At 38.8% G+C, this 12,504-nt stretch carries 10 protein-coding genes; all 10 read right to left on the bottom strand.

All coding sequences use genetic code 11. The features are described from left to right. Positions 1-115: 115 nt before the first annotated feature. Positions 116-451 carry a rod-binding protein gene (locus tag QA584_RS01685; protein WP_278272788.1) on the bottom strand — a complete coding sequence of 112 codons (336 nt, stop codon included), beginning with the start codon at positions 449-451 and terminating at the stop codon, positions 116-118. 18 nt (positions 452-469) lie between these two features. Next, the gene (flgG, locus tag QA584_RS01680; protein ID WP_278272787.1) at positions 470-1,279 is read right to left on the bottom strand and encodes a flagellar basal-body rod protein FlgG; all 810 of its coding nucleotides are present in this window, start codon (positions 1,277-1,279) and stop codon (positions 470-472) included. A gap of 35 nt (positions 1,280-1,314) precedes the next feature. Then, complete coding sequence (gene flgF / locus QA584_RS01675) at positions 1,315-2,088, bottom strand: flagellar basal-body rod protein FlgF (protein ID WP_278272786.1); 774 nt, start codon at positions 2,086-2,088, stop codon at positions 1,315-1,317. 74 nt (positions 2,089-2,162) lie between these two features. Continuing rightward, positions 2,163-3,152 carry a rod shape-determining protein gene (locus tag QA584_RS01670; protein WP_161836858.1) on the bottom strand — a complete coding sequence of 330 codons (990 nt, stop codon included), beginning with the start codon at positions 3,150-3,152 and terminating at the stop codon, positions 2,163-2,165. Positions 3,153-3,623: 471 nt separating this feature from the next. Next, a complete protein-coding gene (gene tuf / locus QA584_RS01665; protein WP_278272785.1) occupies positions 3,624-4,817 on the bottom strand; it encodes an elongation factor Tu in 1,194 nt (397 codons plus the stop codon). Between the two features lie 263 nt (positions 4,818-5,080). Beyond that, on the bottom strand, positions 5,081-7,201 hold the full coding sequence (fusA, locus tag QA584_RS01660; RefSeq protein ID WP_278272784.1) for an elongation factor G: 2,121 nt from the start codon (positions 7,199-7,201) through the stop codon (positions 5,081-5,083). A 178-nt stretch (positions 7,202-7,379) separates the two neighbouring features. After that, positions 7,380-7,850: a 30S ribosomal protein S7 gene (gene rpsG, locus QA584_RS01655; RefSeq protein WP_278272783.1), complete on the bottom strand. Its 471-nt coding sequence runs from the start codon at positions 7,848-7,850 to the stop codon at positions 7,380-7,382. A gap of 271 nt (positions 7,851-8,121) precedes the next feature. After that, positions 8,122-8,541, bottom strand: a complete 420-nt coding sequence (rpsL, locus tag QA584_RS01650) for a 30S ribosomal protein S12 (RefSeq protein ID WP_185257749.1) — start codon at positions 8,539-8,541, stop codon at positions 8,122-8,124. Between the two features lie 179 nt (positions 8,542-8,720). Then, a complete protein-coding gene (gene nrdJ / locus QA584_RS01645; RefSeq protein WP_278272782.1) occupies positions 8,721-10,820 on the bottom strand; it encodes a ribonucleoside-triphosphate reductase, adenosylcobalamin-dependent in 2,100 nt (699 codons plus the stop codon). Positions 10,821-11,292: 472 nt separating this feature from the next. Next, positions 11,293-12,504 carry a nitrogenase component 1 gene (locus tag QA584_RS01640; RefSeq protein WP_278272781.1) on the bottom strand — a complete coding sequence of 404 codons (1,212 nt, stop codon included), beginning with the start codon at positions 12,502-12,504 and terminating at the stop codon, positions 11,293-11,295.

Here is a 12,504-nt window from a genome sequence, read left to right as displayed (position 1 = left end):
GCGTAACACAGTACCTTTTCATAAGGCATCTATATTACAAGTAATCTTATAGATTCGGGTCAGTCAAATTCTCTAGGCGTAATTAAATCTCTAATCTGGGACGTGTTATGTATCTTTATTTATTTCTCTTCATGGATTCATAGAGCATTTGAGCTATGCCTAAACTTCCGGTTTCCGTCGCATCGTCAGCATATTGTTCCGTAAGCATGTCTCCAAAATAATTCAGATATTCATTTTTTTCCCCATTATCAGGTACTGTTTTTTTCATCTCTTTAAACATCTGCTCAATGAAATAGGACTCAAAACTTTTGCAGACATCCATCAACTCTTTGTCAGAAGAATTATCAAAATTATCCTTTAATTTATCTTCCAGTTTATTTGTCTTAGCTGAGGTATTCAGTGTGGTTTTGTCCATGCCAAATAAAGGATCATTACCGATTGCTATGCTCATAAACTTCTTACCTCCTCATTATCTGCGTAAATTATTAGCCTGCTGCAGCATTTCATCTGCTGCTGTTATTGTCTTTGAATTCATCTCGTAAGCTCTTTGAGCAACAATTAAATCCACCATCTCATTCACAGCCTGTACATTGGAGCCTTCCAGATATCCTTTTTTAATAACACTTTTCTTAAGATTAGCATCTTCGGACTCAAGTCTTGGAGTCCCGGAGGCAGGTGTATCCTTTAAGATACTGTCAGCAGTTTTTTCAAGTCCGGCAGGATTATTAAACTGGACAAGACTTATCTGGACACTCTTTGTATTCCCATTCTCATCGGGATATTCAATATTGCCACTCTCATCAATTTTTATTGATTGGGCATCGATATCAGGATCAAAGATAATCGGTGCACCCGTCGTATCCAACACCGGATATCCTTCGGAAGTAGCTAACATAAGACCATTGGTTCCCATAGATAAACCAAAAGAACCATTTCTTGTATATCCTATACTACCATCAGCAGTCTGAACACGGAAAAAACCATTGCCCTGAATAGCGAAATCATAGTCATTACCGGTTTGCTGGGTAGTTCCCTGAGTAAATTGAGATACAATAGCAGAATTTCTTACACCGAGTCCGGTCTGTATTCCAACCGGCTTTTCAGTTCCGTCGGCATTGGTGGATTTCTCCTGCAATGTCTGATATAACAACGATTTGAATTGGACACTTTCTTTTTTGTATCCGGTGGTATTAATATTAGCTAAGTTATTGGAAATGGTATCAACATTGGTTTGCTGTGATATCATACCAGTAGCAGCTGTCCACAATGAACGCATCATAGGCTTACATCCTTTCTTTTGTTATTGCTTTATTATCAAATCTTGCCGACTGAATTAGCCGCAAGGTCTAAAGTACCGTCTACTGTCTGGATTACCTTCTGATTTGCCTCATATGCTCTGCTAACAGCTATCATATCAATCATCTCTGAAATAACATTAACATTGGATTGTTCTGTATAACCCTGTCTAATGGCTGCCGTTCCATTCACTGTGGTAGCACCTTCAACAGGCACATACATACTGTCACCCTGTTTTTTGAGGTAATTATAATCCTCAAAGTCCGTTGTTGTAATCTTATCTACATAAACTCCATCGGCATAAATGGAACCATCTGTATCTATGGCAATATTACCGGCATCCACAGGGATTGTGATTTCTCCGCTTTCACCCATTAGAGAGTTCCCATTGACATCCACTATTTTACCGTCCTGATTTCTTGTAAAGGAACCATCTCTGGTGTATTTCGTAACCTCATTACCATTCTCATCTTTCGTAGCGATCTTAAAAAAACCTTTGCCTTCAATTGCAAGGTCAAATGTATTACCGGTTTCTCTTAAAGATCCCTGTTTATAATCCGTATAGGTTTCACCCAATTTTACCCCCAGGTTCATTGTGCCTATGGGTCTGTCATTGTAGCCTTCCGAAGAGTCCTTGATCTTTAAAGTGAGAAAATCATTAAATGATTGGTTGGTAACACTGTCTTTTTTATATCCTACTGTCGCCGCATTGGCCAGATTATTAGAGATGATATCTAATCTCTTTTGCTCATTTGCCATTCCTGTCCAAGCTGTATATAGACCTCTTACCATATTTTACTCCTATCCTTCCCGTTGCCAGGGTATAAAAAGGTTGTTCAAATTTCAAGTCACTATCTATATATCGGCTAATCTCTCTTTCCACTTAAGAACTCTACGAATTTTCCTGTACCAATTGCTACTGCTGTCATAGGATCTTCGGCAGTCATGGTATTGATACCAGTTTTGGATTCGATTAATTCTTCCAAACCATATAATAAGCAGCCACCACCGGTTAAAACGATACCACGGTCTGCAATATCTGCTGCTAATTCCGGAGGGGTCTTTTCCAGAACACTGTGTACGGCTTCTACAATTTGGGAAGTTGTTTCTTTTAAAGCTTCTTCCGTTTCATCAGAAGTTACGGTTATGGTTTTAGGAAGTCCGGTAACTAGATTACGTCCTCTTACATCCATAGTCACTACTTCCGGTCTTTTGTAAGCAGATCCAATTTTAATTTTTATGTCTTCCGCGGTTCTTTCACCGATTAAAAGATTATGTTTCTTACGCATATATCTTACAATTGCTTCATCAAAATCATCTCCGGCAATTTTAATAGATGTACTTACTACTGTACCGCCTAAAGAGATTACTGCGATATCTGATGTACCTCCGCCGATATCTACAATCATGTTACCGCAAGGTCTGGAGATATCGATACCTGCACCGATAGCCGCTGCAATTGGTTCTTCAATGATTGCTACCTCTCTGGCACCTGCCTGGTAAGTTGCATCTTCAACAGCCTTTTTCTCAACTTCTGTTACGCCGCTGGGCACACATACGCTGATTCTTGGTTTACGAAAACGTTGTTTACCGACTGCTTTTTGAATAAAGTATTTAAGCATCTTCTCTGTTACGGTATAATCAGAAATAACACCCTGTCTCAATGGACGGACTGCTACAATATTACCTGGAGTTCTACCAAGCATTAATCTGGCTTCTTCCCCAATTGCTTTTATTTTATTGGTATCCCTGTCAAAGGCAACTACTGACGGCTCCTTTAACACTACACCTTTACCTTTTATATAAACCAAAACACTTGCTGTTCCTAAATCAATTCCAATGTCACTGCCTAACATAATTATCTCCTTTCACTTACCAGCTATATTCTGTCTGGGGACTTGTACCATTTAAGCTGCCCCGGACTTTATTCTATCCTTTTGTACAATGCTCTGTTTAAAGCATACTTCGTCTATACTCTGTATTGTATAATCTAATTTTTTCCAATACGCTGTCAATTAAACATACTTGATTATATTATATACATATTTTTGGAATAATTCAAAGGAAATTTTTTAAAAAATGAGGATTTGAGCTATTTTTAAGAAAGAATTAAGAATTGAGATTTTAGGCTGGTGTAAAACTAAAAGAATCAACTGTTTTTTCCAACACCAGGTATATCTTCTAAGTGTTTGATTATTTGTATAAGACAAGATTGGTATATGTGTCTGTTATACGGATGAAAACTTATATCTGCAAGAAGCAGAATCAAGAGAAATAAAAAAAAGAGCCTAAACCCAGTAAGTCTAAGGGTCTAGGCTCATATTTAATTAAGCAATGATTGTAGCAACTTTACCGGAACCAACTGTTCTACCACCTTCACGGATAGCGAAGCCTAAACCTTGCTCCATAGCGATAGGATGAATTAATTCGATAGACATTTCGATGTTATCGCCAGGCATGCACATTTCTGTACCTTCTGGAAGGTTGCAAACACCAGTAACGTCAGTTGTTCTGAAATAGAACTGAGGTCTGTAGTTGTTGAAGAAAGGAGTATGACGTCCACCTTCATCTTTAGTTAATACGTAAACCTGAGCTGTAAATTTCTTGTGGCATTTGATTGTACCTGGTTTGCAAAGAACCTGTCCTCTTTCGATTTCGTTTCTCTGAACACCACGTAAAAGTGCACCAATGTTATCACCAGCCTGAGCTTCATCAAGAAGTTTACGGAACATTTCGATACCAGTTACAACTACTTTACGAGTTTCTTCTTTAATACCAACGATTTCAACTTCTTCAGATACATGAAGAACACCACGTTCAACACGGCCTGTAGCAACAGTACCACGACCTGTGATGGAGAAAACGTCTTCAACTGGCATTAAGAAAGGTTTATCTGTTTCTCTCTGAGGATCAGGAATCCAGGAGTCAACAGCGTCGAATAATTCGATGATTTTATCTCCCCATTCGCTTGAAGGATCTTCAAGAGCTTTAAGAGCAGAACCTTGGATGATAGGTGTATCATCGCCAGGGAATTCATATTCAGTTAATAAGTCTCTGATTTCCATTTCAACTAATTCAAGAAGTTCTGGATCATCAACCATATCACATTTGTTCATGAATACAACGATGTAAGGAACACCTACCTGACGGGATAATAAGATGTGCTCTTTTGTCTGAGCCATAACACCGTCTGTAGCAGCAACAACAAGGATAGCTCCATCCATCTGAGCAGCTCCTGTAATCATGTTCTTAACGTAATCGGCATGTCCTGGGCAGTCAACGTGAGCATAATGTCTGTTCTTTGATTCATACTCAACGTGAGCTGTAGAGATAGTGATACCTCTTTCTCTTTCTTCCGGAGCCTTATCGATCTGGTCGAATGCTACTGCCTGGCCAGTTCCTAATCTTTCATGAAGAGTTTTAGTAATTGCAGCTGTTAATGTAGTTTTACCATGATCTACGTGACCAATGGTTCCGATATTACAATGTGGTTTGTTTCTTTCGAACTTAGCTTTAGCCATTTTATAAAGTCCTCCTTTAAATAAATGCTCTTGATAAGCATGTGCTTATTTGCATTGCCTTTTAAGGCATTGCCCATTTTGGGCTATTGGGTTTGTCTTATATGCCTAATTATATTTCAATTTAGAAATATTTTCAAGCTAAATTAATGAATCACACAAAGTTTTTGTGCATTATTCATTTTAAACTAATAATAAATCATTACCTTTACTATACCAGTCACAATGGCTCTTACGAACCATTGTGAATTGGCTGGTTTTTAAGATTAATTTTTGCCTTTTGCTGCCAGAACTTTTTCCTGAACATTCTTAGGAACTGGTTCGTAGTTTGAGAAGAACATGGAATAAGCACCACGACCCTGTGTTCTGGAACGAAGGGATGTTGAATATCCGAACATTTCAGACAACGGAACGAATCCTCTGATTAACTTGGTTCCGTTAATATCTTCGGATCCTTCGATACGCCCACGACGGGAACTGATATCACCGATAACATCACCCATGTAATCATCCGGAACAGTTACTTCTACTCTCATGATTGGCTCAAGAAGAACAGCGCCTGCTTTGTGCATCGCATCTTTAAATGCCATGGAACCGGCAATCTTAAATGCCATTTCGTTGGAATCGACTTCATGGTAAGAACCATCGTATACGGTAGCTCTGATACCAAGAACCGGATATCCGCCAAGAATACCTGCTTTGGAAGCTTCTTCAATACCTGCACCAACTGCTGGGATGTATTCCTTAGGAATAGCACCACCGACAACGGTTGATAAGAATTCAAAAGTCTTCTCTGCATTCGCATCCATAGGCTCGAATTTAACTTTACAGTGTCCGTATTGTCCACGACCACCGGATTGTTTTGCATATTTACTGTCAACTTCAACTGCTTTGGTAAAGGTTTCCTTGTAAGCAACCTGAGGTGCACCTACGTTAGCTTCTACTTTGAATTCTCTTAAAAGTCTGTCTACGATAATTTCAAGGTGGAGCTCACCCATACCTGCAATAATAGTCTGACCAGTTTCTTCATTGGTATAGCATCTGAATGTAGGATCTTCTTCTGCAAGTTTTGCAAGAGATTCACCCATCTTATCCTGTCCGGCTTTTGTCTTAGGTTCGATAGAAACTTCGATAACCGGTTCAGGGAATTCCATGGATTCAAGGATAACAGGTGATTTTTCATCACAGATTGTATCACCGGTTGTGGTTATTTTGAAACCAACTGCGGCTGCGATATCTCCTGAATATACTTTTTCAAGGTCTTCTCTCTTATTAGCGTGCATCTGTAAGATACGTCCAACACGTTCTTTCTTTCCTTTTGTAGAGTTAAGTACATAAGAACCGGAGTTTAATGTACCGGAATAAACTCTAAAGAAAGCAAGCTTTCCTACGAAAGGATCGGCCATAATCTTAAATGCCAATGCTGCGAAAGGTTCATCATCAGAAGATCTTCTGTGAACTTCGTTACCATCATCATCAACACCCTTAATATCAGGGATGTCAGTAGGAGCTGGCATGAATTCAATAACAGCATCCAGTAACTTTTGAACGCCCTTATTCCTGTATGCGGAACCGCAGGTAACAGGGATAAGTTTTACATCTATGGTTGCTCTTCTAAGAGCAGCTTTTAATTCTTCTGTAGTAGGTTCTTCACCTTCTAAGAATTTTTCGATTAATTCATCATCTGTTTCACAGATTAATTCGATCATTTCAGCTCTGTATTTATCAGCTAATTCCTTCATATCATCCGGAATCTCTTTTATTGAAATATCTTCGCCCTTATCATCATTGTAATAATAAGCTTTCATTTCAAATAAATCGATAACACCGATAAAGCTGTCTTCCTTACCGATTGGTAATTGAATCGGTACAGGAGTCTTGCCAAGTCTTGTTCTGATCATGCTTACTACGTTGTAGAAATCAGCACCGGAAATGTCCATTTTATTAACAAAGGCCATTCTGGGTACGTTATATTTATCAGCCTGACGCCATACTGTTTCAGATTGGGGTTCAACACCGCCCTTAGCACAGAATACACCCACGGCACTATCAAGTACACGTAAGGAACGTTCAACTTCTACTGTAAAGTCAACGTGTCCCGGTGTATCGATAATGTTGATACGATGTTCTAAAGCACCAGGAATTTTCTTATGTTCAAATTCCTGAGTCCAATGACAGGTTGTGGCGGCTGAAGTAATTGTGATACCTCTTTCCTGTTCCTGCTCCATCCAGTCCATGGTTGCAGTTCCTTCGTGAGTATCACCGATTTTATAGTTTACACCGGTATAGTATAAGATACGTTCGGTAAGTGTTGTCTTACCAGCATCTATATGAGCCATAATACCAATGTTCCTAGTTCTCTCTAATGGATATTCTCTTCCAGCCAAGGAAATTCCTCCTTAATTCAAGTGGTTCACCCATTCGATCATAATCGATAACAGGTTATATCAATAATTTCATAGTAAAATGCAAAAAAATGCCGCTTCTGATAATATACCACTAACGGCAGTAATTATACTCCTAGTACGATCACTGCCAAAAGTTTTCCTATTATCTGTAGTCTTCTTACCAGCGGTAATGAGCAAATGCCTTATTTGCATCCGCCATTTTATGCATATCTTCTTTCTTCTTAACAGAGGATCCAGTATTGTTCGCTGCATCCATAAGCTCATTGGCTAATTTTTCTTCCATTGTCTTTTCTCCTCTTTTACGAGAATAAAGTGTAAGCCAACGAAGAGCCAAGGCCTGTCTTCTGTCCGGTCTAACCTCGATTGGTACCTGGTATGTTGCACCACCGATACGTCTTGCTTTAACTTCTAATACTGGCATGATATTGTTCATAGCTTCTTCGAATACTTCGATAGCTTCCTTACCAGTTTTAGCTGCTACTTTGTCAAATGCTCCGTATACGATCTTTTGTGCAGTACCTTTCTTACCATCTAACATAATGTTATTGATAAGTTTCGTAACAATCTTGCTGTTATAAATCGGATCTGCTAATACATCTCTTTTTTGTATATGTCCTTTACGTGGCACGTTTCTTCCCTCCTTAATAATCCTTATTGGAATCCAATAAGATTTTCTTAATTCATCGGTACTCACATAGCCCCAGAGTCTGGGTCAGTACGGGTATTCCCCATACTATCATTGTGTTCGCGCACAGTTTAACTCTCTTTCAAATCTATTCGTCCTTCTGAAAACAAGTTTCTTAAACGTCGGTGATAAAACGCAACCCTTAAAATTTTATCCGAAATCTGAAAATAAAAATTAACCCGGCACTTAATGATTAGTGAAAAAAACCTTTATATTACTTACCTGCTTTCGGTCTCTTCGCTCCGTATTTGGAACGGGCCTGTCTTCTCTTAGCAACACCTGCTGTATCCAGTGTACCTCTGACGATGTGATAACGGGTACCAGGTAAATCCTTTACCCTACCACCTCTGATCAGAACAACACTATGCTCCTGAAGGTTGTGACCTTCACCAGGGATATAGCTTGTTACTTCGATTCCGTTAGAAAGACGAACTCTGGCAATTTTTCTAAGAGCTGAATTAGGCTTCTTAGGAGTAGCTGTTCTAACTGCTGTACAAACACCTCTTTTTTGTGGTGATGAAACATCAGTTGATCTCTTATTCAAGGAGTTAAATCCTTTTTGAAGAGCTGGAGAAGTAGATTTCTTTTCTACTGTCTTTCTACCTTTTCTTACTAATTGATTAAATGTAGGCATTAATTTTCACCTCCTGATGATTATTAAAAATACTTGGGCTGCTGTTGGTTTTTGCTTGAATGCACATAAACATTGACGCAATATAAAATCGCGCTTACTGATTATACTTTATATTTTAAAGATTGTCAATAGTTTATAATTAATTCCTGTAACCATAAGGTTAAATCTCTGTAAAATAGCTAACGGATAGGGCAAAAACCACTTTCACAGTCTGCCTCCATAAGTTCCTGAGTCTCATCCACGTCAAATTTTGATAACAATTCATAATCAATGGGTTTTATGCTGTTTAAGCGTTTTTCATAATCCTCTTTGGTAGTCCTCTCAAAAGGCAGCAAGGGATAGGTTTCTTCATATAATGGAAGGAACGTAATGCCAACACCGCAGTCAAAATTATCATAAAGCCAATCAGCAACCTCCCCCCACTCCTGTTCCCTGACATGGACCGTTATGGAGGTATTATGATCTGTCCAGTTTAGCATAGATAACTTATATAGCTCAAGCTGTTCGATGGCACCTACATCATATTTTGTCCGACCCTCCGGTGCTTTTACTGGGAATTCTATTACTTTAATGGTACAGTTTTCATCTGTTTGCCCCACCTCATTATAGATAGGATAGCAGCCTTGCTTCTCAAGCATTTTATAGAGGGGGTCCGAGGTGGCAATCCGGACTCTGCGGATATAATAATTCGAATGTGCATAATGGATTCCGCTGCTTACGCAAGGAAGTGTTGATAAGGTTCCCTCCGGCTTTATGGTGGTCATTAAAGACGGGACAGGTATAGTTAGTTCCTCACAAAAACGCTTTCCCTCTTCATGGACCGTTTCCCTTAACTGTTTAAAAAGTCTGCCTAGTTCCTCATAACTCATACCGGTTTTATTCACCATATCCATAATACCGGTAAGGGATATGCCTACAATCCGGTCTTCCTCCATAACTTTATTCCACTCCGGCAGTTCTGCCTTAACCAGAGTCATCCTCAGGGCAACCCTAATAGAGAGCCTCAGGATTTTTTTAAGTTCTGCCACATCTAATTTATTATCCTCATCCACAAATGCAAGTAGATTATTCGTAGTCAGGTTGCAGCATTGCTTCGAACTTAATAAGATTTCTCCACAGGGATTAAGTCCTTTAAAAGTACCTTTTCTTCTCAAAGCTTCCTCTGCATTAATAAATCCCGGTTCACCGTTTATCCTGATAGACTCAAGGATTTCTCTGATTCTTTTAAGAGTAGGTTTACCCGTATAGATTACAGAATTATTACTCATTTTTCTATGGGAGATTTCCGTATCTTCCACCCAATTACCATCTACAACGGTGTAAATATTTTTTTTTGCATTAATTACTGCATCATCAGTTTCATCGCAGATAACCATCATGGCACTTCGCCTAACACCGCCGGACACCACATTTTCGCTGATTATTGTGGCAATATCAAGCATATCGATGGATTGTAGTTTACCGTTTTCATTTTTTAGTATTACTGAGTTGATTTTTTCAAACATTCTTTTTAAGGATTTATGACCGGAAGCTCTTCCGCCAAATCTGCGCAGTCTCTCACCCTCTGGTCTAACATAGCTGTAATCGATTTCTATTTTAACTATATCTTCGTACTCTTCTTTTGATATTAACTTAAAATATAGATCAAGAGCTTCACACCAGCCTTCTTTGCTGTCACCTACTGTAAGCCGGGCGGTTTTGCCATTGCCTGTTTTATCAGTCTTAGTATCTATAACAGTATTCTCCATTAAATCTTTCGGTGTCTGCCTGCGTATATCCGCATTATAAATGCCTTCTAATTTGACTTTTCTTACCCTTGGAAATAAGCCGATTAATTGCAAATCCAGACGGACACCCACACCGCAGCCTAACATCAGCAGATAAAATACATCGACAAAATCATGAAAGTTTTCTATTTCGGTAAAACAGCAATTATAATTAGAAAGCGGGTATTCCTTTACAATGTCGGTTCCGCCCATGTATAAAGTCCTTCCAGAGGTAAAAGTACGCAGATGAAAAAGGTTATCAAATAAAAGCTCTGCTTCCTTTTCTTCCGCTGCCAAATCGACAGCTATACCCTGTTTCTTTTTATAAGCGATTCCCAGGTCTATATTATACTCGGCAGTCCGAAGTACCGTTTCATACCAGTTTTCCCTTCTTTTTTTATCCTCTAAGTATCTTGAATAAGTCCTCAGATAAACAAACTCGCCGATTGGACTTAAGGGTGTCTTTTGATTTTTGTATTTATTTAAGAAATGTTCCGATAATATGTTTGCCATAGGTTTTCCTCCGAACTAAATAATTCAATACTATTATGATTCCATTGCCTTATATTTACTCTGTAAATTTAGGTCTGTTATCATACTTTCATTTGTGGAATATGTTTTTATATGTTTTTTAATGTTTTTTAATGTTTTTTATGTTTTTTAATGTTTTTTATGTTTTTTATGTTTGGTTTTTTATGTTCTTTCTGTTCTTTCTGTTTTACTTACGCATATTCAACACACTATATATTGTGTTGCTAATTATATCACCATACTATATATATGTCAATACAGATGAAATGTTACTAAAGCACAAAAGCTGCGTTGCAGTTGCAAATATATAACCAAGAGATTCTCCTTTTGATAATTCACGGGATCTTTTATAATCTATTAACCAATACAAAAAAGGTATTGAAAAGTTTAGTTCATTTTTCAATACCTTGATTGCATATTTTCTTCCTAAATCAATTATTACCCTGTAAGAAAGCTATAACAGTTCTTCCAGCCACAGTGAGCACAGATTCATTGCTCCCCGAAAGCCCATATAAGGAGATTCATACTTATTAAAATTTCTGTTGTTAAGGCTCCGGTTTATGATGGGACCAGATATTCTGCCTGCCATCTGGTACGCTGCTTTATCCGCCATTAATATGCCGCTAAAGCCTGTTGTGATATTGTTAATCAGATTTTCTTCTGTCTGATAGGGTATAGACTCGTCTTCGTAGTCTTTTACATCACACCAGACATACTTTTTCTTTAAACCGGCTTCCGTAATACCAAAATCCAGAATCCCTTTCACAGCATCATAATTTCCTCCAATAGAAATACAGGCTTTTTCGGGGCTCATGACTGCAACCCGCCGGCAGTAACGGAGGATGTGGCTTCCTTCTTCCAGTTCACGGTCAACAAATTCCAGGTTAAGGGTCAGGTTGAGTTTATCTCCAATCTCCTTAAGCCATCTGAGAGTTCCCTGATATCCATACGGACTGCCATATAGATAATCCGTCTGAAAAGTTTCTTTTAGTAATTCTGCTGCTTTTATTCCTTCCCGCCTAAGAACCAGGTTAATATGTGCCCCTCCCATATTCTTTATTTGACCGGCGGAAGTATCCAGTGGGAGCATACAAAGGGCCTCCATGCCAAAAGCACCTTCTAATATTCTTTGCACCTCATAGGCATCTGCCTGGAACTTAGCTGCATCAATACAGGTTCCAATCAGGTTATAGGTTATTTTTTCCGTCCTGTTAATCTTTTTTTCCGGTACTTTTTTAACCAGGCAGTATAACCCTTCTTCGATACCATGATGAAGCTTTTCATGAAAACCTCCCTTTCTTGGCAGAATGATTTTTTGTCCAAACTCTGATTCTGCCTCTTTACATAAAATTTCCATATCCATACCTGTGATTTCCGGTATGGCAGACGGAAGGACAAAGATAACCTCCGGTCTTTCTTTCTCAATAATTTCCCTGACGGCAAGGGAAAATCGTTTTGTAATCCCAAGGGCAATATCTTTTTCGTCCAGATGGGTGGTATAAAGTTTTCCCTGGTGGCTGGGGACAGACTGCCACATCCATCTTTCTGCATAGAGCATATGACCCATGGATCCAAATTCCAGGAGGGCAGTATCCTTTATAGATCCTAATGTCCATAACAATCCCATTCTCCCGGAGGGTTTTGGTGCATAACGGTATAATCCCAT

Origin of the sequence: Anaerocolumna sp. AGMB13025, from assembly GCF_029689925.1 — a bacterium.
Taxonomy (GTDB): domain Bacteria; phylum Bacillota; class Clostridia; order Lachnospirales; family Lachnospiraceae; genus Anaerocolumna.
Note: the sequence above shows the minus strand (reverse complement) of the source record. Positions and strands in the feature narration are given on the sequence as shown.